At 34.5% G+C, this 26,499-nt stretch carries 26 protein-coding genes and 2 tRNA genes; 19 read left to right on the top strand and 9 right to left on the bottom strand.

The genetic code is table 11. The annotated features are described in order from the left end of the window. Positions 1–62 precede the first annotated feature (62 nt). Positions 63–731 (top strand): DUF3786 domain-containing protein, encoded by a 669-nt coding sequence (locus tag QPL79_RS07025; protein ID WP_285274097.1) that lies wholly within the window; start codon positions 63–65, stop codon positions 729–731. A gap of 182 nt (positions 732–913) precedes the next feature. On the opposite strand, the gene QPL79_RS07020 is transcribed toward QPL79_RS07025, so the two are convergent. Further along, a tRNA-Asp gene (locus QPL79_RS07020) sits at positions 914–990 on the bottom strand. A gap of 76 nt (positions 991–1,066) precedes the next feature. On the opposite strand from QPL79_RS07020, the gene QPL79_RS07015 reads away from it, so the two are divergent. Next, on the top strand, positions 1,067–2,062 hold the full coding sequence (locus QPL79_RS07015; protein ID WP_285274096.1) for a hypothetical protein: 996 nt from the start codon (positions 1,067–1,069) through the stop codon (positions 2,060–2,062). A 4-nt stretch (positions 2,063–2,066) separates the two neighbouring features. Here the strand turns inward: QPL79_RS07015 and QPL79_RS07010 are convergent. Beyond that, positions 2,067–2,179: transfer RNA gene (locus QPL79_RS07010), tRNA-Pro, on the bottom strand. A gap of 147 nt (positions 2,180–2,326) precedes the next feature. Between QPL79_RS07010 and QPL79_RS07005 the strand changes: the two genes are divergently transcribed. Continuing rightward, positions 2,327–2,752, top strand: coding sequence for a hypothetical protein (locus QPL79_RS07005; protein WP_285274095.1), 426 nt, complete (start codon positions 2,327–2,329; stop codon positions 2,750–2,752). Here the strand turns inward: QPL79_RS07005 and QPL79_RS07000 are convergent. Then, positions 2,689–3,819 carry a GTPase gene (locus QPL79_RS07000; protein ID WP_285274094.1) on the bottom strand — a complete coding sequence of 377 codons (1,131 nt, stop codon included), beginning with the start codon at positions 3,817–3,819 and terminating at the stop codon, positions 2,689–2,691. The genes QPL79_RS07005 and QPL79_RS07000 overlap by 64 nt on opposite strands. Positions 3,820–3,932: 113 nt before the next feature. Next, complete coding sequence (locus QPL79_RS06995) at positions 3,933–4,754, bottom strand: class I SAM-dependent methyltransferase (protein WP_285274093.1); 822 nt, start codon at positions 4,752–4,754, stop codon at positions 3,933–3,935. 110 nt (positions 4,755–4,864) lie between these two features. On the opposite strand from QPL79_RS06995, the gene QPL79_RS06990 reads away from it, so the two are divergent. The 10 genes from QPL79_RS06990 to QPL79_RS06945 all read left to right on the top strand — a co-directional run bounded on the left by QPL79_RS06990 (position 4,865) and on the right by QPL79_RS06945 (position 14,901). Then, entirely contained in the window at positions 4,865–6,946 is a 2,082-nt protein-coding gene (locus QPL79_RS06990; protein WP_285274092.1) for a phosphoadenosine phosphosulfate reductase domain-containing protein, read from the top strand. A 14-nt stretch (positions 6,947–6,960) separates the two neighbouring features. Next, positions 6,961–7,524 carry a hypothetical protein gene (locus tag QPL79_RS06985; protein WP_285274091.1) on the top strand — a complete coding sequence of 188 codons (564 nt, stop codon included), beginning with the start codon at positions 6,961–6,963 and terminating at the stop codon, positions 7,522–7,524. A gap of 5 nt (positions 7,525–7,529) precedes the next feature. Continuing rightward, positions 7,530–8,273 (top strand): hypothetical protein, encoded by a 744-nt coding sequence (locus QPL79_RS06980; protein WP_285274090.1) that lies wholly within the window; start codon positions 7,530–7,532, stop codon positions 8,271–8,273. 48 nt (positions 8,274–8,321) lie between these two features. Then, positions 8,322–8,672, top strand: coding sequence for a methionine--tRNA ligase subunit beta (gene metG / locus QPL79_RS06975; protein WP_285274089.1), 351 nt, complete (start codon positions 8,322–8,324; stop codon positions 8,670–8,672). A 73-nt stretch (positions 8,673–8,745) separates the two neighbouring features. Next, on the top strand, positions 8,746–11,715 hold the full coding sequence (gene ileS / locus QPL79_RS06970; protein ID WP_285274166.1) for an isoleucine--tRNA ligase: 2,970 nt from the start codon (positions 8,746–8,748) through the stop codon (positions 11,713–11,715). Positions 11,716–11,735: 20 nt separating this feature from the next. After that, positions 11,736–12,314, top strand: coding sequence for a DUF359 domain-containing protein (locus QPL79_RS06965; protein ID WP_285274088.1), 579 nt, complete (start codon positions 11,736–11,738; stop codon positions 12,312–12,314). Next, complete coding sequence (locus QPL79_RS06960) at positions 12,301–12,966, top strand: hypothetical protein (RefSeq protein ID WP_285274087.1); 666 nt, start codon at positions 12,301–12,303, stop codon at positions 12,964–12,966. The genes QPL79_RS06965 and QPL79_RS06960 overlap by 14 nt, the downstream gene beginning before the upstream one ends. An 11-nt stretch (positions 12,967–12,977) precedes the next feature. Next, positions 12,978–13,376 (top strand): hydrogenase nickel incorporation protein HypA, encoded by a 399-nt coding sequence (gene hypA, locus QPL79_RS06955; RefSeq protein WP_285274086.1) that lies wholly within the window; start codon positions 12,978–12,980, stop codon positions 13,374–13,376. Between the two features lie 258 nt (positions 13,377–13,634). Further along, complete coding sequence (locus tag QPL79_RS06950; RefSeq protein ID WP_285274085.1) at positions 13,635–14,417, top strand: P-loop NTPase; 783 nt, start codon at positions 13,635–13,637, stop codon at positions 14,415–14,417. Continuing rightward, entirely contained in the window at positions 14,401–14,901 is a 501-nt protein-coding gene (locus QPL79_RS06945; RefSeq protein WP_285274084.1) for a hydrogenase maturation protease, read from the top strand. Before QPL79_RS06950 ends, QPL79_RS06945 begins: the two co-directional genes overlap by 17 nt. 38 nt (positions 14,902–14,939) lie before the next feature. Here the strand turns inward: QPL79_RS06945 and QPL79_RS06940 are convergent, their stop codons facing one another. Both QPL79_RS06940 and QPL79_RS06935 read right to left on the bottom strand, forming a co-directional pair. Then, on the bottom strand, positions 14,940–15,602 hold the full coding sequence (locus QPL79_RS06940) for a geranylgeranyl reductase family protein (RefSeq protein ID WP_285274083.1): 663 nt from the start codon (positions 15,600–15,602) through the stop codon (positions 14,940–14,942). A gap of 40 nt (positions 15,603–15,642) precedes the next feature. Continuing rightward, complete coding sequence (locus tag QPL79_RS06935) at positions 15,643–16,077, bottom strand: FAD-dependent oxidoreductase (protein WP_285274082.1); 435 nt, start codon at positions 16,075–16,077, stop codon at positions 15,643–15,645. Positions 16,078–16,499: 422 nt separating this feature from the next. On the opposite strand from QPL79_RS06935, the gene QPL79_RS06930 reads away from it, so the two are divergent. Further along, complete coding sequence (locus QPL79_RS06930) at positions 16,500–18,269, top strand: DUF4910 domain-containing protein (protein WP_285274081.1); 1,770 nt, start codon at positions 16,500–16,502, stop codon at positions 18,267–18,269. Between the two features lie 173 nt (positions 18,270–18,442). Here the strand turns inward: QPL79_RS06930 and QPL79_RS06925 are convergent, their stop codons facing one another. Then, entirely contained in the window at positions 18,443–19,186 is a 744-nt protein-coding gene (locus tag QPL79_RS06925) for a HesA/MoeB/ThiF family protein (RefSeq protein ID WP_285274080.1), read from the bottom strand. A gap of 105 nt (positions 19,187–19,291) precedes the next feature. Between QPL79_RS06925 and QPL79_RS06920 the strand changes: the two genes are divergently transcribed. The 5 genes from QPL79_RS06920 (at position 19,292) to QPL79_RS06900 (ending at position 23,328) form a co-directional block, all read left to right on the top strand. Next, the gene (locus tag QPL79_RS06920) at positions 19,292–20,890 is read left to right on the top strand and encodes a serine--tRNA ligase (protein WP_285274079.1); all 1,599 of its coding nucleotides are present in this window, start codon (positions 19,292–19,294) and stop codon (positions 20,888–20,890) included. A gap of 8 nt (positions 20,891–20,898) precedes the next feature. Then, positions 20,899–21,582 carry an orotidine 5'-phosphate decarboxylase / HUMPS family protein gene (locus QPL79_RS06915; protein WP_285274078.1) on the top strand — a complete coding sequence of 228 codons (684 nt, stop codon included), beginning with the start codon at positions 20,899–20,901 and terminating at the stop codon, positions 21,580–21,582. A gap of 69 nt (positions 21,583–21,651) precedes the next feature. Beyond that, on the top strand, positions 21,652–22,008 hold the full coding sequence (locus QPL79_RS06910; protein WP_285274077.1) for a metal-sulfur cluster assembly factor: 357 nt from the start codon (positions 21,652–21,654) through the stop codon (positions 22,006–22,008). A gap of 53 nt (positions 22,009–22,061) precedes the next feature. Beyond that, entirely contained in the window at positions 22,062–22,664 is a 603-nt protein-coding gene (psmB, locus tag QPL79_RS06905) for an archaeal proteasome endopeptidase complex subunit beta (RefSeq protein WP_285274076.1), read from the top strand. Between the two features lie 13 nt (positions 22,665–22,677). After that, positions 22,678–23,328: an endonuclease V gene (locus QPL79_RS06900; protein ID WP_285274075.1), complete on the top strand. Its 651-nt coding sequence runs from the start codon at positions 22,678–22,680 to the stop codon at positions 23,326–23,328. On the opposite strand, the gene QPL79_RS06895 is transcribed toward QPL79_RS06900, so the two are convergent. Both QPL79_RS06895 and QPL79_RS06890 read right to left on the bottom strand, forming a co-directional pair. Beyond that, positions 23,311–25,290 carry a molybdopterin biosynthesis protein gene (locus QPL79_RS06895; RefSeq protein WP_285274074.1) on the bottom strand — a complete coding sequence of 660 codons (1,980 nt, stop codon included), beginning with the start codon at positions 25,288–25,290 and terminating at the stop codon, positions 23,311–23,313. The two genes, QPL79_RS06900 and QPL79_RS06895, sit on opposite strands and share 18 nt — an antisense overlap. After that, a complete protein-coding gene (locus QPL79_RS06890; RefSeq protein WP_285274073.1) occupies positions 25,272–26,489 on the bottom strand; it encodes a molybdopterin molybdotransferase MoeA in 1,218 nt (405 codons plus the stop codon). The genes QPL79_RS06895 and QPL79_RS06890 overlap by 19 nt, the downstream gene beginning before the upstream one ends. Between the last annotated feature and the right edge of the window lie 10 nt (positions 26,490–26,499).

The raw sequence follows: 26,499 nt of genomic DNA, 5'->3' as shown, positions 1-26,499 counted from the left end.
TAGAGCAACATTCTCATAAAGACATATTAAATTATTTGCCTTCTTAACTAGTGGTGAGTTGTTTGGGTCTTGATGTTAGTGCTTGGTGGAAAGAGGTTTGGAGTTGGGATAGAGTTAAAGATGTTGTGAGGTCATTGTCTGGTAGACTTGGTTTTGAAAAAGGTAATGAATTAAGGTTCTTTAGACTTAGAGTGGATTTGAATAATGGTGAAGTTTATGATGAGATTCTGGACAGGTATTTAACAGAGAGAGAAAGATATGGGCTATACTATGTTCTATATAACTATGCTCAAACAAAGGAGGATGTGGGAGAGGTTGGAGAGCTTATTCAACTATCTCAAATATGTCCAGCTATTCATTGCCCCATGGCAAAAACAAATATGGAGGCATTTGAAAAACTTGTAGAAACAGTGTTTGCATCTCAGCTAAGTCTACTATATAAAGCAGCTGAGCCATTTAAATATGAGAAAATAGATCTAGGTGACGCTGCAGTAAAGGTTTACACATTGCCTAGAGTACCAATAGTTGTTGCAATATGGTTGGGAGAAGAAGGTATACCACCATCCATATCCATACTCTTCGACAAAAGCATAACCAATTATCTTGAGTGCGAAGCAGCACAAATAATGAGTGGTGTATTGTTAGCAAGACTCATAATATCACTAGCCAAAACAACAGATATAGATACAAGCTACATTAAACATGCTTACAGGTATCAGTGCACAGAATAGCTTGTCTTTTTATTGATTAGTTAAAACTCATTTAGCATAGCTCAATGGCTTTTCCCACCTATAGTTTAAGTTAAATAAGTATCCAATGCTTTATTAATAAAATTACACAACAAAGTTTATGCTAGTTTCTAAAGCAATGAGGTTTTAATTATGGTTGATGCTTTGCATGAAACAGTTTTATTTGGCGCCGCGGCCGGGATTTGAACCCGGGTCACGGGCTTGACAGGCCCGCATAATAGCCGGGCTATACTACCGCGGCACAATGCTGTTCTAGACTATTTTTATAGATTTAAGCTTAAAAGTTTTATTGAGAAGGTTTTGTTTGGTTAAAGACTATGAAGGTTATAGTGATTAGTGATTGGGATGCTGATGGCATTGTTTCAGCTGCTGAAATAGTTTATTCGCAGGAAGTTGCCGGCCTCTATCCAATTAAATCTAAGACCAAAGTTGATATTTTGCCATCAACACCAAAAACAATTCTTTCTTACTTAGACTATGTTAAATGCGCAATATGTGAGCAGAAAAACTATGTGGTTATTTTGGATATTGCCTACAATAGTTACGTAAATAAATTCTTAGCACAACTAAGAAATTTAGGAAGCTATACTATTTATGTGGATCATCATTTATCAACTCATATTCACTATAAGGAAATTGAGAAGAATGTTGATGAACTTATTGTTGGTAAGAAGCCTGTTGCCCTACTTGTTTACACATTTCTAAAATCCATTGGCGTGGTTCTAACTCCAAGAATAGAAAGTTTTGTTAATGTTGTGGCTAGTATTGAAGGTGGCTATAAGTATGAGAATAAGAAGCTTGTAAAGATTTTGGTAAACATATCAAAGTATATATCATCGAGTAGAAACAGAGAATTATGGGAAAGATTTGTGAGATGGATTAGCTCACCTCTTCCCCACGTGGCTGCACCATTTCAAATAAATGATTATATCAACGTTGGTTTAGAAACTAGTACAACCTTATGTAATGAGAAAAGCATAGCTGAGGAGCTTGCTGTAAGCTCTGCAAGAATATTTAACTATAGAGTTGTGAAAATAAAGAGGATTCCAAGTTCATGCAGATTATCAGCTATAGCATCTTCGCTGTATAGAATATCGAAATCACCTGTAGTTTTATACAATGAGGAAAAGAGGTTAATAGCAATAAAAACAAGAGATGACAAAGCTTTTGCAATATCAATGATGTTATATAAACAAGGCTTAGTAGAAGATGTTATGGGCCATGAAAAGCTAGCTATAGCAAAACTAAAGAATAACACAGATTACAACGAGCTTTTGACAACACTAAGAAAAATTCTGATTGAAATTGGATAAGGTATGGGCCCGCCGGGATTCGAACCCGGGACCACGGGGATCTCCGCCGAAAGGTCCCGAGTCGGGCACGGATAATTCCGTGTACCCCGCATCCTAGCCAAGCTAGACTACGGGCCCATCTAATTTCATTGCATTGTTAAACAAAAATAAAAGTATTTTGCATCATAGCTAAAGGTTATTAAATGTAATAATTTATTTAAGCAAATACTTCATTAAAGTATAAATATTAATTTACAACATAAAAACTTAGAAGATGTGAGGAAAATGGCTAGAAGAAGAAGCAAGTGGCGTAGATCGACAGTTATAGTGAAGAAGCTTATGCAAGAAGCTAGAAAGGTTAGAGCTTATCAAAGTCTTCAGCAATGCCCTGTTTGTGGAGATCCCCACGGACTCTCAATAGAGATTAGACAGAATAAGAATAGTGGAGTAAAGAGTGCATATGTTAGATGCTCTACATGCAAATTTGAATATGTCTTTGAAACAATACCGTCTATAGCTGATGAATTTTGGGTTTATTCAAAGCTTCTAGACCTGGTATATTCAGGAACTATCAAACCTAAACAAATAGTGTCAATGAAAACGGAGAGTGCTGAATCAATAGAAGCTGAGGTTGTAGCCAAGGAATCTCAACTTGAAGTTGAGGAAAGCGAGGAGAAGACTCCAGATATCGAAGTTGTTGAGGAAGAATAGAGTTTCAGCAATTCCAAGTAAGTTGTGTTGAATAAAGCATCAAATCTTTCTATAGCAAATGCTATGGCTGTCCACACATTTATTTTATGTAGTGCACTAATTTCGACTAATTTACTGTAGCCCATACCCATAACAACTTTTTTGTGCTTTTCAAGAAGCTCTTTGCTTAGCTTATCAATTTTGTTAAAAACAACAATTATTTTCTCTTTGCCAATCAATTCCTCAACATTTTTCAAAACAGCTACTTGTTGTTCAAAGGAGTAGTAAGCATCTGGAGAAGGGTCCATAAAGTATAGCACAACAGCTTTTAAATTCCTTAGCGCCGCCACGGCTCTTCTTTCTATATCGTTCATCTCTTTTATTGGTCTATCTAAAATTCCCGGGGTATCCATAACCTGTATAACCACTTCACCAAGCTTAATATGACCTATTATAACATTTTTTGTTGTAAATGGATATGGAGACACCTTTGGCTTAGCCGAGGAAACAGCACCAACAAACGTTGATTTCCCAACCTGAGGCATACCAGCTACTATAATCAAAGGCTTGCTAAAATCTATGCAAGGCGTGTTTTTAGCAACATATGAAATTTCCTTTGTTAACTCAACTAGTTTAACCTTTCGCTTTACAATAGAAAGAATTCTGCCAACAAATTCTCTTGAAACATTTTTTGCATTCAAACCACTGCTTAGAATTTTTGAGCGATACTCTTTCCACATACTTGAAATAACTTTTACTGCTAAAGAGGCTTGTTTTCTCAATTCATTGTAGCGTCCATGAGTAGCTATGTCAAGTAAATCTGCATAAAATGAGTTCAGATTTTCTTTTGGTGGAAGCCTAGCTATTTTTCCAAGTGTTGTTGCAACGTATTGAAAAACCCTTTCAGACTTTAACATATACCTAAAAGCTGTTCTTTTCTCTGGATCCAACTTTACAATGTTTTTAGAAACATCTACACTCTCTACATAAATATCCAAAACTCTTTTTCTAATAGTGTCAAGTGAAAGAGGTTCTATATTCACATAGTTAGATAGGCAATACTCATTCTCCACGCTTTCCATTCCCATTTTAAACACCTAGAATCAGCGGTCGTGGTTCAGTCACATGATCCTTTCCGCGGAGCTCTTTCATCATCAACTCTCTTAACAAAATTAAAGATAGTATACCAGAGTTAATTATTTTATTGTCTACACTTGGAGAATATCACATTAATTGAGTTCATCGGAGAATACCTTGCTTCACCAGACAAATCAACCAGAACTTTATGTAGACACCACCCAGCTTTGTTAGCTAATTTCACTAACTCATCTAAGCTATAGACATGGAATTCAAAATGCGATTCTCCAAGGAATAGTAAATTGTTTTTATCTCTTCTATAAAAGTCTTGCTTTATCAATACATTACCTGTAGCTGGATTGTATATAGTTTTTTCAATTACAACAACATTATCATATTCGGCAACTTTTTTCGTAAATCCAAGAACATACTGAGAAAATGATATATACTCTTTATTCACAGCATCAGCAATAATTAAAGAAGCCTTGTCTGCTGATACTTCGTAAGCCATTGAAAGTATCTTCATATCTGTTTCCTCATCATAGTATCCTAAAACAGATGACCATACAAATATTACAGATGTGAACGGCCTATAGCTTTCTACGCATTTGCTCATCTCTCTTGCATCACACACAAAAAACAATGCTTTGCTTTCTAAACCCTTCTCCTTAGCTCTTTTATTAGCAATATCAATATAGGTAGGTGATATATCTATTCCAACTACATCAAAACCCATTTCAGCTAATGGTATTGAGACTCTCCCTGTTCCACAACCAACATCAAGTATTTTACCTTTGTTAAATCCTAACATATATAATTGTTTTGCTATTCCCTTAGCTATTCTTCTACCTCTCAAAACCATTTGTTTAGAATCCATTACTAATCTAAACAATTCTCCTTTTTCAATGAAGTATCTATATATCATTTCATTAACGTAGTTTTTCAACAGCATCTCTACCTCAATAATTTTAATGCTAAATTTAAAAACTTATAAAGATATGTATTTAGCATAAGAATGCACATAGCTTCCATTGCACTGTAAAGATTGGGTGAGCTGTGACCATAGCCATGGGAAGAAGAATTTTTTGGCCAAAGATAAAAAGGTTTTATTGGTGCCCCAACTGCAATGTACCTTTATTAGAGCAAGTATGTCCTGTATGTAAATCAAAAGCTGTTAGAATTCCTCTTTCCGATCCCGGAGACGCTAGACCAGCGTTTGAAAGAGACTATATCCTACTTCAAAATGCCTATAGATTTGAGTTTTCCACTGATAAAGGTCTTAAAACACTTTTAGGCAATTCCATTATGCTATTGAATAAGGCTCCATATTATGATGAGATGAAGGAGGTGTATGTTGATGGTGTTCAAATAGGTCGTTTATACTTTGATCCATTTCTTCGAAAATGGAGATTTAGACTTTCTAAAGTTGGTGCTTTACGTGTTCTAAGCGAAGATTCCGAAGTTGTTGAAAAAGTTGTTGTTGATAAATCACAATATAGTCCATTAGATATTATTCGTGTTGATAAAAATATTGAGAAATATAAACAGGTTCTTCTTGTTAGAAGAAATGATGATATCGTAGGCCTAGCATATTCGAAGGGTAATGGCAAGTTAATTGTTCATAGCTGGTGGGGCGAGGGCAAGGTATTTCAAGGCTTTGAATCCAAATCATCAATGGATACTGTTATGAAGGTGAATGAGGAGCATCTAAACATTGTCGAGTCTCAATCTAAGAAAACTATAGCTTTAACTGTTGAGAAGATGAACAAACCTGTTGTTGTTTCTTTTAGTGGTGGAAAGGATAGCATGACAGCATTGCATCTTACTATAAGTCTTGGCATTGAGCCCATTGTTTTATTCAATAACACAGGTATTGAGCTTCCAGAAACTTATGAAACTGTTTACAAAGTTGTTGATAGCTATAACTTGAAACTTGTTGAGGCTTCAGCCGAAAACAAATTCTGGAGTGCTGTATACAAATTTGGGATTCCAGGACGTGACTATAGGTGGTGCTGTAAGATATGTAAACTTGCTCCACTTGCAGCAACAGTCAAAAACATGTGGTCTAACGGAGCTTTGAATATAGTTGGGCAAAGAGCTTTTGAATCTATAGATAGAGCTAGAAGCCCAACTTTGTGGAGGCTTCGATGGGCTCCTCAAATGCTTAACCTATCACCAATAAATAACTGGTCGCAGTTCGAGATTTGGCTCTATCTTCATAAACACAAAATCTATGTGAACCCACTTTACTACATGGGATATGAGCGCATAGGTTGCTTTATGTGTCCTGCTTCAACACTTGCTGAACTAGAGCTTGTTTCTCAAACACATAAAGAGCTCTGGTCTCAATGGATTGAGGTTTTAGAGTATTGGAGACAGCGATTGAATTTGCCAAGAGATTGGATTGATTATGGGCTATGGAGATGGAATGCTCCTGCAAGATATAAAACAATAATGGCTAAGAGGCTAGGAATTGAAAAGCAGATAAATGATTGGAGAAAAATATTTGAGGAAATTGTTGTGCCAAGAATATTTGAAGTTGTTAAAAACGAAAATACTTTAATAATAAGTTTTGCCAATGCATTAGATAAACAGTTTCTTGAAAACCAATATACTGTCATTAACCCAACTAAGATTTACAGTAGTGAAGAGTCTGTAACTATTGAATGGTCTAATTGCAAGGCGAAGATATCAAGCAATAGAATCGTATTTGAATTTAAGAATGAGAAGGAGATTGAAAAGCTTGTGGATCTACTAAAACTTTTATATAGATGGAACCTATGCGTAGGATGCAAATCTTGCGAATCTAATTGTCCAACACATACAATACGTGTTGTGGAAATGAATGGAAGAAATGTTCCAGTTGTTCGAAACAAAAACTTGTGCATTAGATGTAAATTCTGTTTATATAATTGTCCAGTAGCTGAGGTTTTTGTAGAACATGTTGTTGCACCCTTAATATTCAATGATGCAGAGGCTTGGAGAAGACCAAGTAGGGAACATCATAATGAGGTTTTGAAAAAGATTAGAGAGTTTGTTAAAGCAAGTCTAAAAATCCCGATAACAACAACTAGGTTAAATGATGGTAAACAAGAGTATTCCTTGCCAACATCTCTAAGTGATTTCTTTTCACAGTGAAAAGGGCTAGGTTGATGAGACCTTCGCAAAAATTTTTAGAAGAAGCAAGCAAAAAAGTAGAGCCTGTATATGCACAGGGATTTTTCTTTGTATCACATAACTATATTTCTTATTATCTAATATTTGATTATGATGATCCGCTTGGATATTACGACACAGTAGTGAAGAATGAAGAGCTTTTTAATGAAGAAGTTGCAAAGCTTTGGGCAAATATGCAGCAGTTTTTAGATGCTGAAACTGTTAAAATAAATAATACAAGAGTCTTTCCAAAGGTTATTATGATAGATATTAGATTTAGAAGAGGTAGGAGAAATCCATACATTGTTTTCTTAATAAGATTTGGAGCTCCTATAAAGAAAGGAGTAAATGTTTATGAAAACATTTATGAAAGTGAAATAGCGGAATATGATTATGTTGCATACTGGGTATTTCCACCTGGATCAAAAATACTACGTGTTAGTTTTGGATCTGGAGAAGAGCAGTGGGATATTGTGGGAAATAATGTGTTGGCCATATATGGTTGGAAGAATATGAGAACAGGTGGCTATGAATATATTGAATTTGAGATTCTGAAGTGAAGAGCATGAGAAATTCAATTTCAATTAAATTTGAAGTAGCTAGAAAAATTCTGCATATAGCATTAACGCTTCTTTTACTGATACCGCTATCTAGTTGCTACAGAGAATTGTTTAGTGGTGTAGGCAATTTAATTGATCCTACACTACTTACATACTCTACTCTACTTTTTGCTTCAGCACTTATCAATAGTATTCAGATCAGAATGCCTTATATTCGCTTGCATATTCTAAACATGTTTAGGGATTATAGGAAGAAGGTTATTGATTATGTAACAGAGTCTCTTGTTAACACGCCTTTGAATGAATTTCTCAAAGAACTTAATAAAATATTTAGTAGGTATGAGGAAAGCTTAGATAGTTTTATTGAAAGTGTTGAGAGAGATTATGAAAAGAGATATGGCTATGTTAGTGTTACCTTTGCTTTGTTATCAATATTTTTAAGTTATGTGACTTGTGGATATGATGCTTATGTAGGGATATTAGCATTAGCGTTCGTAGATAGTATAACATCTATAGTAACTTTGCTTGATGGAAAAAGCAGAAAGGTGTTTAAACATACGGTTAAGGCTTATCTAATAGCCTTTTCTATTTTTGCATCTATTCTATTCTTTTTAGTTAAGAATATTATTATAGCATTGATTGTTTCCGCCACATCTATATTAGTAGAAATGTTTAGTCCAGAAGATAATCTAACTCTTCCATTAATACCCACAGTAGTATTTTCAGTGCTGAAAACCTTATTTATATAATTAACATTTTTTTAAGTGACAAAGGAAAATATGTACTGGTGCAAACACATGGACAATGACACATCTCAATCACAAGAAATCATTGATATAGAATATTTTAAGAAAATAGACCTTCGAATTGGTATTGTTAAGTATGCAGAAAAAATCCCTGGTTCGAAGAAGTTATTGAGATTGCTTGTCGATATAGGTTCTGAGGTGCGTCAAATAGTTGCTGGTCTTGCTGAGTGGTATAGGCCAGAAGATCTTGTTGGAAAACAAGTAGTTATTGTAACTAATCTAAAACCAAAAAAGATTATGAATTACGAAAGCCAGGGAATGCTTTTAGCGACATGTAATGGCGAAAAACCACTGCTAATAACAGTTGAGGGTGTTGCTAAACCTGGTTCAAAAATTTGCTAGTATTCAATGCAATACTTAAAAACAGAATTATTCAACTTTATTCAAATGAGGTAACAAATGAGAAGGATTGGAGGTGATAGCATTATCTAGTACAATGTCTGTTAAGGGTAGATATGATCCAGTAAAAGTTGAGCAATGGGTTTTAGAATTCTGGAAAGCAAATGGAATATATGATAAAGTAAAGAAGGATACATGTTCACAAGAATCAGCATTGTTTAGATTCTTAGAAGGCCCGCCAACAGCTAATGGCTTTATGCATGTAGGGCATGCAAGAGGAAGGACATTTAAAGATATTGTGCTTAGATACAATAGAATGAAGGGTGTTTGTGTATGGGATCAGGCGGGGTGGGATACTCAGGGCTTACCAGTAGAGCTTGAGGTTGAGAAAAATCTAAAAATTAAATCGAAAAAGGATATAGAGTTATATGGTGTTGACAAGTTTATTTATGAATGTCAAAAGCTTGTTGATTACTACATCAGTCACTGGCGCAAAGCTAGTGAAAGACTGGGTCTATGGCTTGACTATGACAATGCTTATGAAACAAGACATCCAAAATATATTGAAGCTGTGTGGATGTTTCTAAAAAAGATGTGGGATAAGGGCCTTTTATACGAGGATTATAGAGTTATACCAGTGTGCCCAAGATGTGAAACAGCTTTGAGTTCTCATGAGGTTGCGTTAGGCTATAAACTTGTTAAAGACCCTAGTCTCTATTTCAAGATTAAGCTTGCTGATGAAGAAACATATGTTGTTGCCTGGACTACTACACCATGGACTATCATAGCCAATGAAGCTTTGGCTGTGCATCCAAATGAGAAATATGTCAAAATTAAAGTTAATAACGAATATTGGATTATTGCTGAAAAAAGGCTAAAACCACTTGTTAGCGAAATTGGATTGAACAATTTTGAAGTTGTTGATGCATTTCCTGGTTCATCACTATTCAACAAGAAATACATTCATCCACTATTAGATGAGGTGCCTGCTCATAAATTACATGAGCCTTCTAATCATAGAATTCTAGTTGCTGAATGGGTTAGTATGGAGGAAGGAACGGGAATTGTTCACATAGCACCTGCACATGGTCCAGAGGATTATGAGCTTGGCAAGAAATATGGTCTTATAGTCTTTAAGCCAATTCAAAAGAATGGTGTTTTCACTGATGAAGCTGGAGCATACAAAGGCATGTGGTTTAAGGATGCTAGTAAAAAGGTTGTTGAGGATTTAAAGAGGAAGGATCTTGTAGTACATATTAGTGAAGTAGAGCATGAGTATCCCCATTGCTGGAGATGTGAAACACCATTAATGTATTATGCTGATAGGCAGTGGTTTTTGAGAATAGATCCTATAAAGAATACTATGATAGAAGAAAATCGCAGAGTTGAATGGCATCCTGAATGGGCTGGGAAAAGATTTGAAGACTGGATTGTTAATGCAAGAGATTGGTGCATATCTAGAGAGAGGTACTGGGGAACACCATTACCTATATGGACATGTCTAAAATGTGGACATAGAATAGCTGTGGGCAGTATTGAGGAACTGGAGAGGCTGAGTAATAGAAAACTTGAGGATGTTCATAGGCCTTGGATAGACAAAATCACTATAAAATGTCCAAGATGTGGATCTGAAATGTTTAGAGAGCCATTTGTTGTTGATGTTTGGATGGATAGTGGAATGGCTCATACAGCATCTCTTGCTCAAATAAACAAGCTTGAAATGTTTAATAATCTGTTTCCATATGATTGGATCACAGAAGCAATTGATCAAACAAGAGGCTGGTTTTACACACTTATATTCACATCAACTTCGCTTTACAGCAGATCACCATATAAAAAGGTTTTGTGCCAAGGCCATGTTTTAGACAAATATGGTAAGAAAATGAGTAAGAGTAGAGGCAATGTTATATGGGCTCTTGACTTCATGGAAAAGAAAGGTGCTGACATACTAAGATTGTATGTAACATCTAAAGCTGCTCCTTGGGATAACATAAACTTTGATCCTGACGAAACTGATGACATCAAATCAGTATTGAATATTTTATGGAATGCAACCAATTTTGCTGATACATATATGTCCTTGGATAAATGGAATGCTAATAACCTACACAATGACATAAAGTATTTACTGCCAGAGGATCACTGGATTTTACATGAGGTAAATAATTTAATAAACCTTGTAGAGAAGGCTATTGAGGAAAACGATTTGCACATAGCTGCAAGAGCAATTCTAAACTTTATAACAGAGTCTCTTAGTCATCGCTACATAACTGTTATAAGGCCTAGGGTATGGATTGAGAAAGAGGCAAAGGAGAAAAGAGCTGCATATGCAACGCTGTTTCTGGTTTTAACAGCGCTATACAAGGTTCTAGCACCTTTTGCACCATTTATTTCAGAGTATCTATACCAAGCATTTACAAGAAAATATGGATATGAGCTCTCTAAGGACAGTGTTCACCTTGAGAGGTGGTCTCGAATAGAAATTGATGTGGATAAGAATCAGTGGAGCATTGTTAACAACTTGTTTAAAGTAGCTGATGAAATTTTGGCTTTGCGTGCTAAATACAACATTAAGAGAAGATGGCCCTTGAAAAAGATGTGGATAAGAGTTAGTAATGATGATGAGGCTAAGTTAGTTAGTATGGCAAAGCATGTTGTTCAAATATATGCAAATGTGAAAAGTGTTGAAATTGAAAATCAAAGTATTCATCTAAGTGAAAACATTGTTAAAGTTTGTGATAAACCATATGAGGTGTTCATAGATGTTACAATGGATGAGGAGGCTGTTTTGGAGGGCTTGGCCAGAGACTTTATTAGAAGAGTGCAAATGTATAGAAAGGAGCTGAATCTACCTGTGGACCATGTTTTACAAGAAATTATTGTATACTCACCATCACAATTAATGCTTAAAGCTTTGGAAAAGCATCGTAACTATATCGCTAATGAAATAAGAGCTCAGAAAATAGTAGTAACCTCTACAAAACCTGAACAATTTATTCACTGGAATATAGAAGACAACGATATTTATGTTCAGGTTAATATCTAAGAGTGGTGACATTGTAAGCAATGATTATATACAGAATGCCTGATGACCTTAGAAAAAGATTATCAGCACCACATACATATAACAAAAACCTTGTTGTAATTAAAGGACCGAGAGAATACGTGGCCATGGTACTCAGATCGATATTCTATGACAAGCTACATGAAGTTTATGTTGTAGGGGATTACACATGCGAAACATTTTTGCTTTATATTGGCATACCTAGAATGTGTATTGTAGATGGAAATATTATGAGAAAACCTTATGAAGCGCATCATACGATATCAAAATATTTTGAAAACGTAGCTAGGTGTTGCAATCCCAGAGGAGCAATATCTAGTGAATGCATAGATGTTATAAGAAAGGCTTTAAGTATTCCCAAAAGCCTTGTTGTTGTTGATGGTGAAGAAGATTTACTTGGTTTGGTTCTTCAATCAATTCTTCTAAGAGGATATGTAATCTATGGCTTACCACATGAGGGTGTTGCCATAGCTGATGTGCTATACTCGAGTATTGAGGCTATAAATCTGTTTGCTAAATTCCAGCTACAAAAAATCAATAATTTTTTGCATAAAGAGGACAATTTTTATGATAAGTTATAATAATGTTTTAATTGGTTTTATAGAGAGATTTTCAATAGATTTGAATAGTATTGATGAGCTTTGCTACAAGTTTTACTCATCATTTAAAGACAGTGCTGTTTCCATTGCCATAGAAAGGCCAAGCTGTGCTCGAATTGTTATTGTGGGAAAGGATTTTGAAATAAGGGTATACATGTCACCAACTGGTGAAGGAACATTATCCACATTTATTAGTGTTAAGCAAGATGTTTATAACATTATAGAGAATTTGAAAAAGTTTTTAATGCCTATAAATAAAACTGTTTCCTCCTTAGCAAATATTATGGATGAGCCAATAATTCTGTTAAGAATAATCTTAACACCAAGTTCAAAAACAATTAATCACATACTACAGCTTTTTAAAAATATGGGCATAGTTATTGAGGTTATAGATAGAAGACTCATAAACGATTTCAATGTAACTATTGTTAAAGGATTCTACATAGGTAAAAACTTAAGGAAATACCAAGTAACATTATCTATTATTACAAATAGTAGAGTAGAAGTAGGTGTAACAGTTGAGGCAAAAATGCATATAGAAATGCTTTATAGAGATAATCTTCTTTTTGACTTTATCAAAGATTTATATAGCCTTTTAACTTATTTCGAAGAATCATTAATCAGCATAGATTAGGTAATAGTGCTATGCATGAATGGGCTTTAGCAGAATCTGTTATATTAACAGTTTTGGAAAAAGCTAAAAGCGAGAATAAAAATATTGTTGAAACTGTAGAAATTGTAATTGGAGAACTACAAGAAATAGATAAAGACATATTTGAATTTGCACTCAATGAATTGAAGACTCTTGCTGAAAAAGAAAACAATGTTGTAATAAAGAATCTTAAAATTGTTGAAGAAAAAGCAATGTTCAAATGTAATAGATGCAACTATGTATGGAGCTTAGATGAGGTTAATATTGACAGTTTTGCAAAGGAATCAATACATTTCATACCTGAGGTTGCACATAGTTATATACAATGTCCTAAGTGTGGTTCTCACGATTTTGAAATCATTCAGGGTAGAGGGGTGTATCTAAGACTTTAATTCTTCTCTAACTCAAAAATGTTTTAAATTGATCATTAATTTTCAGCATACACCTAGATCTATTTTCATCTATTAAACAACTGAAGTAGACATTTCCAGGCTTTTAAAATATTTAGAACAATAAACTTAAAATTAATCCTTAATTCAATGACAGTACCAGAAATTTTATACATGATAAGTTATTGAGAAATCAAAAATCAAAAACTTATAAACCTTCATCCCAGCCATAAAAATGTAAGCATCATGGTTGTAAATAAAATGAGCATTATTGATCCTAGAATAGCTTCAATAAAGAAAAGAATGGAAGATTTCAAGGTTTTTGTAGCCTTGATGAGCCCCAAGGGAGGTGTTGGAAAAACATTTCTAGCTGCAGTAACAGCTTTTTTGCTATCAAATAAATATGATGTAAATGTTTCCATTCTAGACATGGATTTAGCTAATCCAACACTTCATATAGTATTTGGATTAGATTTAAAAAATGTTAGAATTGAAGAAGACAAGGGCATCAAACCTTTGAAAGTTAATGAAAAGATAGAGCTTATGACACTAGCATATTTCACTCAAGATTATTCAACACCACTTAGAGGTAGGGATGTTGAAAATGTTATTAAAGAGATTCTTTCAGTAACTAGGTGGAGTGGCAATGTGCTTATTATTGATATGCCACCAGGATTCTCAGATTCTCATCTTGAATTTTTCCGTCTTTTTAACTTATCTAAAACCTTGATAACAATTATTTCAACACCTCATATCATGTCGCTTAGATCTGTTGAAAAATATGCTAAGACATTACTTCTTGAAAAACTTCCGCTAATAGGGATATTAGGAAATATGTGTAGGAATGAACATGATTTTGAAAAGATATGTAAAACATCAACAGAACTCGAACTAGAATGCCTTGGATGTATACCGTATATAGATAATGTAGAAAACTTCTTTGGATCTCAATTAGAAAAAATTGGAGGTATTGCCGAGCCTATACTTAGAAAAATGTTGCAAAAAATAGTATCGAGGTTAAGTAAAAATGGTAAAGAAGCTTAATATTGAAGACGCTTGCAACTTTATACAAAACCTAATGCTATCCAAATACCTAATTGTTTGCATAGGAACATTGCTAAGAGGTGATGATGGAGCTTGTCTAGAGTTCTGCAATAAGTTAAGAGATTACAACATTTATGAAAATGTTATCAACTGTGAATTTGGTTTGGAAAATTGTATATCTGAAATATCAAGAGAAAAATTCGATAAAATTGCAATTTGCGATGCTGTAATTTCTGAAAGTATTGAGCCAGGCTCCATAGTTCATCTAAATTTTGAGGATATTAATGAAGATATTGTTTTTGCAACAACACATTCTATTCCATTATCACTTTCTATGAAGATTCTTCAAAACATTATTTCCTTGAGTGATATCAAAATTTTTGGTATTGTTGCATATGACTTAGGTGTTAAAATGGAGTTAAGCCCCATAGTTATGGAAACAATTGATAAGATTACAAATTGTTTGAGGAATAGACAGCATTGAAACATTCTGAATATGCTTTATTAGTTGAGTAAGGTAATCTAGACTTTAGCAAATTTGGGTTTTGATAACAGAATTTTTTCATGTTTGTCAAATTGTTCTATGTCTCTAGCCCTAATTTCTATGATGTTCTTTTCCAATGTTACACAACTTAGGATTTTCTTAAGCACAGAGCTGGAAATTGCTTGCCATATAATCCTTTTTAAGTAATATTGTTTCATAAGCTCATTAGATAATTTATGCAGAGATTTTTCATTGGTTTTACCATATTCAATCATAATATTGTATAAAGAATTTGCAAAATGAGTTATTGCATAGAGACCGCCACCACTAATGCTTTTCACCATAGCTACAGCATCGCCAATACATATACATTTCCTTTTACTACTAGTAAATTTAATTGGATACCCAATTAGCACATTACCTCCATAAAAATTACTCAAAGTACGTTCTATTTTTATGTCCATAATTCTACTAAACTTATTTATTACATGAGAAAACAAGTATTTGGGAGTAATCTTTTCACTAGCATAACCTATAACAGCATTCTCATCACCATATGGAACAAGCCATGCAAAACCAAAGCCAAAATACTTTGGATTTATATATACATATAAGGAGTTTTTGTCGTAAGATCCCTTTATAATAAATTCTCTTTGCAATGCATTTAAAGGTAATGAAGTAGATTTACACCCAATTTTCAACGAGAGATTGCTTGGATAGCCTTCAGCAACTACAGCTCTATCAAAAAAAGAGCTTCAAAACTTTGTTAGAGTTATGTTGAAAAACACTTAGCTTAACTTTTTCACAACACTCGTTAATCTCTAAGACGTTGTGAAGTGATTGTATTGAAGCACCTAACTCCTTTAAGCGTTCAAGTAACAATAGCTCATGATACACTCTTTCAATTTTATAAGCAGCAAACTCATTAAAGTATATCCTAATTTGAAGCAGTTTGTTGCCTAAGTCAAGATATAAAGCAACTGTATTGTATTTACCTGTCACAAACCTATTGGCATATGGCATATTATTCAATGTATTTTTTGAAACAACACCTGTACAATGTTTTCTTGGAAAATACCTTCTTTTTTCAAATATGGTGACATTTACACCTTTTCTCAATAGATTATAAGCAGAAAGTAAGCCAGCAATTCCTGCACCAATAATTGCTATCTCCATCGCTATTCACTTAACTACCTGAATTAGTTGTATAGCAATAGGGGTTCGGGTTTCATAGGGCTTTGTATTGTTTGGTGTTAAGCCCTCCACCCTTAGCTTCATCGCCCTCAGGATCCCTCTTCATCGGGATCCATATCATTGGGCTTCACCCGCTTTGGGTGACCCCAGCCCACAGCTCCTCCTTCATTGAAGCCTCTGGATCATAGCTGTGGGGAAACCCCCGCATCCTGGCTTGTTTTAGCACCCCTCTTGGGTCTTCATGATATACCCGCATCCAGGGTTCATCAAAAAAGATTTGCATCAACACTTATAAACTTTTATGAAACTCAAAACAGCTGCAATAGGCATTTAATGAATTTTTATTTATGTATCTCCACATAATTAAATAACCTTAGTTAAACTGTGAAGCAGGGGTTGCACTAATGAAAATAAGCAACATATTTTCGCAATTCTATGAAAATTTCTCCGCGAATGAGTTAATTGAATATGTAGTGACATTGGCAAAGTTTCATAGAATACAAGGCTCTAAAGATCTTGAAAACAGTGCTAAATACATTTACAATATCTTAAAGCATACACAATCTTTTAATGTAAAAACCTATGAATTTAGCTACAAGGATTCATATGGTTTACACGACCCTGTTGTTGGCTGGAATTTAGAAAGCTGTGAAGTAGAAATTCTAAAGCCTATTCACATGACCATAGCATCATCTATACATTCAAAAAACTGTGCTGTTGCTCATTCCCCTCCAGGTTCTGTCGAAGGAGAGGTTATATATGTGGGTAGTGGTGTTGAAATAGAATCTTTGAAAAGTGATGAACTAAGAAATAAGATTGTTTTGAGTCATGGTAATCCATACATAGTTTATAAAACTCTTGTAAAAACTGGTGCAATAGGATTTATGTTCTATAAAACAAATGTTGATGATAATGCTATTCCCTATTTATCGCTATTTCTCACACCCAGTGAAGCTGATGAATATGCTGCACCAGCTGTTTCAATACCAAGGAAAGTTGCTAATAGAATTCTGAGATTTATTGAAAGAGGAGATAAAGTTGTTGTTAGAATAGATGTTAAAGCCAATTATTCACTGAATGCAAACATTGTTACAGTTGAGGCGTCGCTTGATGATAGAGATAGCAATGATGAAGTTCACTTATTTGCTCATTATTGTCATCCAAGCTATGAAATTAATGATAATGTAAGCGGCTCAGCTACACTTCTGGAACTTGTCTTAACAATTGATAGACTCGTTTCTAAAGGATTTCTAAAGCCTTCTTCGAAGAAAAAGCTTGTATTTGTGTGGTTTCCTGAATACTATGGCTCTTTACCATATCTTATGAATAAAGTAATTGATAAGGCTACAAATATTGTTTTTGGCATAAATTTGGACATGATTGGTGAAAAACAGGATATAACAAAATCAACTTTAAATCTGGTACTTCCACCAAGTTTCATATCAAATCCATTATATGAAGCACTTCTAATAAAAATATTGATTAATGCACTTTCTACTAATAACCCATCCTTTAATGGGGTCGCAAACATTACTAAATATAGATTTGATATTTTGCCATATGAGGGTGGTAGCGATCATGATATATACCTTCAGTTCTCAATTCCATCAGTAATGCTAAATCAGTGGCCAGATATATTTTACCATACAAATCTGGATGATATTCACAAATTCGATCCTGAAATGGCTAAGCTAGTTGGTGTTTCCATAGGAGTCTTCTCATACATTGTGTTAACCGAAAATGCTTTACACATCAATCCACAGCTATTAGTTAATGAATACAGGAGTTTCAGACATGGATACAAAACACTTAAGTTATGTGATATGGAATATGAGGCAAGCACAACTATATATGCTGAAAAGTATAGGTATAAAGGCCCAAAGGGTGTTTTAAGCCTAAGATATATTGTGAGAAGAATGCCTCAACATAGGTTAAAAGAATTATTAAATATAGTAGAAAAAGAATTCAACTCCTTCTTACTAACTAGATACATACCACTACTGCTAATGAATAATGCTCTGAGCTTGGAAGAGATAAGAAGAGGTATTTGGAATGAATATTGCATAAATGTAAATACTGATACACTGAGAAAGTTAATCCACTATCTTACTGAGCTCAATCTAATTGAGGTAATTTCTTCAGAGAATTTACCTCCTCCAAGCCATAAAGAATAAGAGCTCCCTCTGGGAGTTCATTGACTCTCAGTATCTATCCAGGTTTACATCTGTCATCTGCTGAATAACAAAACAAGAAAAGTTTATAAAGCACTCATCCCTACCATAAGTGACGAGGTCTACAACTGTAGATATTTAAATTTGACAAAAATCAATTTATTATTTATGCAAAGTTACGACTCTGCCGAGAGTATACTGCATACAGGACATAATGGATTACGTTTAATTTCTATGCTTCTAAACTCCATTGTATACAAATCAATAAGCAGCAACCTGCCATATAGAGGTTGACCAAGATTTAAAATAACTTTTATAGCTTCGGCTGCTTCTAGAACTCCTAAAACACCTGGTGTAACTCCCACAACAGGTATAGTGGATTTGGCACGACGACGAGATGGTTTTATACAATAAAGACATGGTGTTTTACCTGGCAATACTGTTGTTATCTGCCCGTACCATCCCTCCACACCTGCATGTATCAAAGGCTTTTTGTATTTAACACAAAGCTCATTTAGAAGCAGTCTATCATCCCAGTTATCTAATGCATCTATAACAACATCTGCTTTCTTAACCAGTTCCTCCCCTAGCACCCTATCAAATTTTCTAGCAAAACACTCTACATATATTCTTGGATTAGCCTCTTTCAGCTTTCTACATACAACATCAGCCTTGAGTTTTCCAATATCTGAATCATTGTAGAGTATTTGTCTATTGAGATTTGATAACTCAACAATTCCTTCATCAACAACCATTAACTTTCCAATTCCCATGTAGGTTAAATATGTTAGTACAGCTGACCCTAGCCCACCAGCCCCCACAACTAGTACAGTTGAATTTCTCAACTTCTCCTGATTTTCCACACCAAACACTCTTATCTGTCTATCATATCTAGAAATATCGTATTCATCCAACATCATATACTGTATCCACCCACAACAATACATAACTTTACCATTATTCATCATAGCTTAAATTCTTATTACACTCTTTTCATTTTAAAATTATAAACACTGTGATAATACATGATTTTTACTGGCACACTAGAAATAACATTTAATAAGCCATTAAATAATGAAATGGTTAACGATATTGTGAAGCTAATTGAGTTTCTCAATAGAGATTATCTTAAGAGAGGAACTAGAAAAGCCGAAGAGGCTGCATCGATAAAGGAATATAAGATAAATTCCAATGTTTTGATAATAAAAATAGAGACAGGAAGCAAGGTTAGACCAGATGAAGCTTCTCTACGTATAAAAAATGTGCTTGCCAGTAATTTGGGACCTAAATATAAGATTGGTATACGTAATCTTGTGTTAAAGGATGTTAAGGTAATTATGGAAAGCAAAATAAGCATATCGTTAAAATTACCCTTTGTGAAAAACATCACTGTAGAAGATGGCAAGAACTTGATAGAGCTTTCAGAGCTTCATGAAGATGATTTAAGAAAACCTGTATTTTTACGATTAATCAGATTAATAGAAGAAAAAGAGAAAAGGGCTAAGTGGGGTGGAAAAGCGGAGCATTGGACTCTTATAAAAAGTAGTAGAATTAAAATAGAGAAGCCCATTAGTGAAGACCCTAATAAGATCTTGGAAGACATTGGATGGATAAAGAGAATGAGCATTGGACAGTGGCTTTTCACACCACCATTAACACACTTAATTAATGCTCTTAAAAAATTGTTTCTAGATGAAGTTGTTAAGCCTTTGGGTTTCCAAGAAGCAATATTTCCAAAGATCTATCCACTTGAAGTAGGGCTTAAAACAGGTCATTTAAAAGGTGTTATAAATTCTATGATGTTTGCCTCATTACCCAAAAGCTATGATATTTCAGAATATGAGGAGCTTATAGATTACATGTATGTAATGGATGAAATAGAGCCAGAGGAGCTTCAAAAGTATTTAAAGCCTCCAACCTATTTTCTATGCTTTGCTCAGTGCGAGCCTTTCTATTGGTTTTTTGAGAATGAAATAGTTGATGATTCTATTCTTCCGGTGAAGTGGTATGATATGAGTGGTCCTTCATACAGATGGGAGGCTGGTGGTATACATGGAATTGAAAGAGTTATAGAGTTTCATAGAATTGAGGTGGTGTGGCTAGGTAAACCAGAACAAGTGATAGATGTTAGAAATAAGCTTTTAGAAGGATACGAAAAATTCATGGATCAGGTACTTGATTTGGAGTGGAGAATGGCATGGGTAACACCATGGTTTTATGAGCAGAGTGGAACTGTAGAAGAAGAGGAGAGGGAAATAAACATAAATGTGCCAGGAACCATTGATTTTGAGGCATGGCTTCCATATAGAGGGCCTAGGGAGGATAATAAGAACTGGCTAGAAATAGGAAACATATCGATTCATGGAACAAAGTTTACAGAGCCATTTAAGGTGAAGCACAACAAGGGTGAAACTCTTTGGACTGGTTGCTCAGGTTTTGGCACTGAAAGATGGCTTATAGCTTTGTTAGCTCAAAAAGGTTTTGATATTGATAACTGGCCTAAGAAATTTGTGGATTATGTTAAAGAAACTCCATTTCCACAGTCAATATCCACAGTTAGTTATCCAAAAACTAAAGAGGGGAAGGTGTTATTGGATAAAATATTATCTAAATTTAGATGGTGATAAAGTAAATGGGTTTATTATTACAACAAGCAATGAAAAGACCTCTTCTACAAGTGGCTCTTGATTTTACAGATATAAACATGGCTGTAAATATAGCTTCAAAGGTTTTTAATGCCGATGTTGATGTTATAGAGATTGGAACCCCGCTAATAAAGTCCTTTGGGCTTCACGCTTTAAGAGAGATAAAGAAGATTGTTAAAGAGAAAATTGTTTTAGCTGATTTAAAGACAGCTGATGCAATAGCACTTGAGTTCAATCCTTATGCTAGTGAAGGGGCTCATGCAGTTACAATTCTTGGTATTGTTGATGATGATGTAATTAAAGATGCTGTTGAAATGTGTAGAAATCTTGGAATCGATTTAGTTGTTGACCTGATCTATGTTCAAAACCCTGTGGATCGAGCACTTAGATTAGCAAGCTGTGGAGTAAACATAGTTAATTTACATATAGGAGTTGATGTTCAGAGAAAAAGAGGGGTGTCAGCTAAGCAGTTGTTACGTGAGGTTGAGGAAATATCGCAAAGCGATGTTATAGTTTCTGTAGCTGGAGGTATAAAGCATTCTGATATAGAGTTGTTTTTACAAAGTGGTGCAAAAATAATTGTAATGGGTTCAGCAATAACAAGAAGTAGTGATCCATACGAGGCTGCTAAAAAAGCTGTTGAAATAATTAAAAGAAAACAGTTGGTGTAGTTATAGTAGTCAAAAATATTAATTATAGATCCAATAGATTATGCTGTGAAAGTAAGAGGTTGGACAAGAATGACATCAACAGAGAATGAAACGAATGAAATAAAAAGAAAAGTTGTTGAAGTTTTAAGAAATGTCTATGATCCCGAAATACCAATTAATGTATATGATCTTGGGCTTGTGTATTCAATAGACATAGACAAAAATAAAATAGTTGTTGTCCTTGGTTTGACATCACCATTCTGTCCCATTGCTCATCTTGTAGTTAAGCAAGCTGAAGATGCTTTAAGAAATGCTTTTCCAGATATGGAAATACATGTTGAATTAGATTTAGAGCGTGTCTGGAATCCTTCGATGATGACTGAAGAAGGGAAAAAGCTTTTTAAAATACTCTATGGCTATGATCCTAGTGAGCTTATGCAAAAGTAGCATCAACGTTTTTATTGGAGTTATAACCTATTTTTGTTAAGGTGATAAAACTTATGTCATATGAAAGGCTAGTTACGGGAGCTACTGCTGTTGGTATAAGAGTTGATAGTGGTGTAGTGCTCGGGGCTGAGAGAAGAATTAGCTATGGAGGATATATAGTTAGTAGAGCTGGTAGAAAGGTGTTTAAAATAGGGAATAGAATGGCTATGGCTGCTGCTGGACTTGTTGGAGATATGCAGACATTGCACAGAATATTAAATGCTGAAATAATGTATAGAGAGCTTGTCACATCTTTAAAGGTTAGTGTAAGAGCAGCTGCAAAACTTTTATCAGCAATTCTATATAGCTACAAGTTAATGCCATTCATATCGGAAATTATATTCGGAGGATATGATGAAGAAGGCTACCACCTCTATGTTTTGGATCCTGTAGGCTCTGTAATTGAAGATGATTATGCAGCTGTTGGTACTGGAGCTCCAATAGCTATTGGAATTATTGAAGCTGAATATAGAAAAGACTTAAGTTTAGAAAATGCTGCTGACCTTGCTATAAGAGCTATAAAGGCTGCTATATCAAGAGATGCTGTTTCAGGTGATGGCATCGATATAATAACTATAAGCAAAGATGGAATTAACGAAAAAAGTGTGTTGTTGTAGTGTTGATATTCTAATGAATTTTTTGATAGAAAATGCAAAAAGAGCACAAATAACTTTAAGCAAGTATGTTGTTATAGCTCCCTTAAACATAAGTAATTTGAAAATTGTTGGAGGAGTTGATGTTAGTTATAAAAAAGATTTTGGATGTGCCTCTGCTGTTGCATATAACATTCAACAAGATAACGTTGTTACTTATACAATTTACTGCGATAAGGTGTCCATTCCATATATTCCTGGCTTTTTAGCATTTAGAGAAGCTCCTTTAATTATAAAAGCTTTGAACAAAATACTAAGTAAAACTAGATTAGATGTTTTGTTTGTCAATGGCCATGGTCTTGCACACCCAAGAAAATTTGGCATTGCTTCACATATAGGCGTTGTTTTCAACATGCCATCAATTGGTGTTGCAAAGAATTTGCTGTATGGTGAAATAATTGCATATGGTGATAAAAAAGCGATAGTTGTAAATGGTAATGTTGTTGGCTATGTAATTACAAATAACAATCACAAAATATATGTTACCATAGGCCATAAAGTTACAGCTGAAGAAGCAATGGAACTTGTTTTAAAAACATGGAAAAAAGCTTATGCCTTGCCAGAACCAATAAGACTAGCTGATGAAATATCGAGAAAAGAGGTTAGAAGATTAGCAGCAAAGCTTTGAACCCATGTCATTAGGTGCTTCATAGCCTTTAAAACTATTTATAAGCTCCCTACTTTCTGTTTTTAGTAATAAATCAATAAACTTTTTCACAGCATCTTTCTCCAAGCTGTTAACATTGATAAGAAAATCATAGAATTCCCAAGTTAATGGCAAATAATCTAGGCCGTAGCTAATCGCGGCATACTCACTACAAACACCAACATCAGCTCTGCCTTGAGCAATAGCAGCTGCAACACCAGTATGAGTAGAAATTTCGTACCAATATCCATTAATTCTCTTGACTAAAGCACTAAACTCTATTCCCATTTGCCTGGACAAATTCATTATCATTTTATCAATTAAAGCTCTTGTTCCCGAACCTTTATTTCTGTTAACAAACCTTATATCTTCTCTAACTATATCAGCAAATCCTTTAATATTCTTTGGATTTCCTTTTCTAAATGCCAACACTAGTCTTCTTCTATAACCTCTAACTAGAATAGCCATTTTCTTTAAAATCTCATCATTTTTTATAAACGGTACATTGTATTCGCCAGAAACTGGATCAAATAAATGTACTGGGGCAATATCAACATAACCTCTTCTAACCAAATCTAATCCTTTGTAGGATCCAATAAAGCTAAGAGCGAATCTCTCTATTAAATTGTGTTTAGATAAGAGAGCTGTTAGTAACATGTCATGACTACCTGCTATTACAGCTTCTCTTTCTCTTTCTCTCACTGGTATAACCTCTATCTCCTCACCCTCATCAATATAATCCCTGTTTTCTTCCAATATAGCTATTCCATCTGCTTTTAACAGTGATGATACACTACCAGAAGAAGAAGCCAACATAATTGCATATTTTCTTCCAGCAACATTGCTTAAAACTACTGGAATATACCACTTTCTTCCAATGTCTTTTCTAATCTTGAATGTTGTTAATGCTTTAATTGTGCTACTTTTTGTATATTCATGACCTTCAAGCTTGTCTATAACAAATTTTAGTATTGTTATTGCAATAGATAGTGCTGAAAATGGAAATCCTGGTAAACCAAACAAAATCTTCCCGTTTTCAGTTACTGCAATAACTGTAGGCTTTCCTGGTTTTACTCTAATTCCATGAACAATGATGTTACCTATTTTTTCAAAAACTCTATATGTCACATCTTCTTCGCCAGCTGATGTTCCTCCAGATGTGATAACAATATCATATTTTGATAATAGAGTACTTATTGCATTATAAACAATGTTCTCATCATCAGGTAGAATACCATAGTAATCAGCTTCAATACCAAGTGATTTAAGATAAGTTGTTATTGCATAACCGTTGCTATCATATATTCTTCCTACATCCAGTTTGTCTCCTGGCATTTTCAATTCATTACCTATAGACAAAACAACTGCTCTAGGCTTTTTATAAACCTTAACATGTTTTATTCCTAATGCAGCTAAAACACCTATTTCCAAATGTGTTAATCTAGAACCTTTGTAAAGAATAATTTCATCACGAGCTATATCACTTCCTGCATACGATATATTCTCTCCTGGGGCAATACCTCTGAAAACAACAACCTTATCATTTATTTTGTCAATAAACTCCTCCATTACAACACCATCAGCACCTCTAGGTATAACCGCACCTGTATCTATAGCCACAGCCACTCCCTCGCTAACCTCAAGTGAAGGATTCTCACCTATAGAAACTTTTCCAATAACCTTTAACTCTACTGAATGAAGCTCGTCAACACCTTCAACAGATTTTATGGAGACTGCATAACCATCTACTTCTGATCTATCAAATGGTGGATAGTCCATAGGTGCATAAATATCCTCAGCTATGACTCTATTGTAAGCATTTAATATATCAACAGTTTCTATACCCAATGGTTTTATCAGTTGCTCAAGCTTTGACAGCACCTCCTCTACTGAGAGAAGGGTATGAAATAGCTTTCTTTTTTGCTTTACAACATCTTTACCCACACCCTATCACCTTTATCAAAACCCTCAACATTTTTTGGAATGACCAACAAGGCATTTGAATGTAATAGCGATTTCAATACCCCTGAACCATGAATCATTATAGGCTCTGTACATAAATCCTCATCACATTTAAAAACCTTTACTCTTATGAATGAATCATATCCTATAGAACCGCTTATCCTTTTTGTCATTTGTGCTGGAACTTCAATAAATAACTCTTCCTTAATATTCAAAGCTCTAAATAGAAAGTTTAGCACGACCACATTTAATGCTATATAAGCTGCAACTGGAAAACCAGATAATAAGAAAACAGGTTTGCTTTTCACAACAACTATTGATGTTGGTCTTCCTGGTCTCATGGCCAACCCTCTTGCAATAACTTTTGCATTGCTATCAATGCTAAGAATGGCTCTAAATGTTTTGTCTTGTTCACTAGGTCCGGTACCACCGGTAAGAATTAGAATATTGTTTTCATCTAAAGCCATTTTAGCAATGTTAGCTATTTCATTTTCATCATCTTTAACAAAACCATACCAATTAACTTTGATAAATCTATACTTTGAAAGAGTTGAGCGTATAAGAATAGATGTTGAGTCTAGTATTAACCCCTCATCATATGCTCTAACACCATAGGCAGGTTCAGCAATTTCAGAACCTGTTGCAGCAACACCTACATGAACATGCTTAAATATTCTTAGCTTTGTTATTCCAAGTGCTGAAAAGAGTGCTAGATGTATAGGCTTAATTATCTCTCCTTTTGATGCAATTTTTTCACCTGCCTTAACATCCTCTCCCTTTCTAGATACATTTGCATATTTTGGTAAAGATTTTATAACATAGATACCATTATCTTTCCTTATAACATCCTCTAACATAACTACAGCATCAGCACCTTTAGGTATTCTCTGACCTGTTGCCACTGGTATTGCCTCATCACAAGAAGCAAGCGCTTCACCAACCACCACTTTTAATGGTATTGGATTACTAGGAGATGCAGAAGTTGTGGCATCGCTGCATACAGCATAACCATCGACAGCACTTCTATCAAATGGCGGTAGATCTATGGGTGCATAAATGTCTTCAGCTAAAACCATGCCAATTGCATCAATTAAATCTGTTTCCACATAACCTATATCTAATCTGCTATATTCCAACAACGTTTTTAACGCTTCATCAATAGGCTTATAATCATATTTCATAGTATTTCAT

Origin of the sequence: Ignisphaera cupida, assembly GCF_030186535.1 — an archaeon.
Classification (GTDB): Archaea; Thermoproteota; Thermoprotei_A; order Sulfolobales; family Ignisphaeraceae; genus Ignisphaera; species Ignisphaera cupida.
Note: the sequence above shows the minus strand (reverse complement) of the source record. Positions and strands in the feature narration are given on the sequence as shown.

Coding starts and splice junctions, on each gene's coding strand:
- QPL79_RS06960 (WP_285274087.1), top strand. CDS start 12,301: ATGATAAGTTATAATAATGTTTTAATTGGTTTTATAGAGAGATTTTCA.
- psmB (WP_285274076.1), top strand. CDS start 22,062: ATGTCATATGAAAGGCTAGTTACGGGAGCTACTGCTGTTGGTATAAGA.
- QPL79_RS06915 (WP_285274078.1), top strand. CDS start 20,899: ATGGGTTTATTATTACAACAAGCAATGAAAAGACCTCTTCTACAAGTG.
- metG (WP_285274089.1), top strand. CDS start 8,322: ATGGACAATGACACATCTCAATCACAAGAAATCATTGATATAGAATAT.
- QPL79_RS06925 (WP_285274080.1), bottom strand. CDS start 19,186: ATGATGTTGGATGAATACGATATTTCTAGATATGATAGACAGATAAGA.
- QPL79_RS06965 (WP_285274088.1), top strand. CDS start 11,736: ATGATTATATACAGAATGCCTGATGACCTTAGAAAAAGATTATCAGCA.
- QPL79_RS06985 (WP_285274091.1), top strand. CDS start 6,961: ATGAGACCTTCGCAAAAATTTTTAGAAGAAGCAAGCAAAAAAGTAGAG.
- hypA (WP_285274086.1), top strand. CDS start 12,978: ATGCATGAATGGGCTTTAGCAGAATCTGTTATATTAACAGTTTTGGAA.
- QPL79_RS06980 (WP_285274090.1), top strand. CDS start 7,530: ATGAGAAATTCAATTTCAATTAAATTTGAAGTAGCTAGAAAAATTCTG.
- QPL79_RS06920 (WP_285274079.1), top strand. CDS start 19,292: ATGATTTTTACTGGCACACTAGAAATAACATTTAATAAGCCATTAAAT.
- QPL79_RS06890 (WP_285274073.1), bottom strand. CDS start 26,489: ATGAAATATGATTATAAGCCTATTGATGAAGCGTTAAAAACGTTGTTG.
- QPL79_RS06900 (WP_285274075.1), top strand. CDS start 22,678: ATGAATTTTTTGATAGAAAATGCAAAAAGAGCACAAATAACTTTAAGC.
- QPL79_RS07015 (WP_285274096.1), top strand. CDS start 1,067: ATGAAGGTTATAGTGATTAGTGATTGGGATGCTGATGGCATTGTTTCA.
- QPL79_RS06910 (WP_285274077.1), top strand. CDS start 21,652: ATGACATCAACAGAGAATGAAACGAATGAAATAAAAAGAAAAGTTGTT.
- QPL79_RS06950 (WP_285274085.1), top strand. CDS start 13,635: ATGAGCATTATTGATCCTAGAATAGCTTCAATAAAGAAAAGAATGGAA.
- QPL79_RS06945 (WP_285274084.1), top strand. CDS start 14,401: ATGGTAAAGAAGCTTAATATTGAAGACGCTTGCAACTTTATACAAAAC.
- QPL79_RS06935 (WP_285274082.1), bottom strand. CDS start 16,077: ATGGAGATAGCAATTATTGGTGCAGGAATTGCTGGCTTACTTTCTGCT.
- QPL79_RS07005 (WP_285274095.1), top strand. CDS start 2,327: ATGGCTAGAAGAAGAAGCAAGTGGCGTAGATCGACAGTTATAGTGAAG.
- QPL79_RS07000 (WP_285274094.1), bottom strand. CDS start 3,819: ATGGGAATGGAAAGCGTGGAGAATGAGTATTGCCTATCTAACTATGTG.
- QPL79_RS06930 (WP_285274081.1), top strand. CDS start 16,500: ATGAAAATAAGCAACATATTTTCGCAATTCTATGAAAATTTCTCCGCG.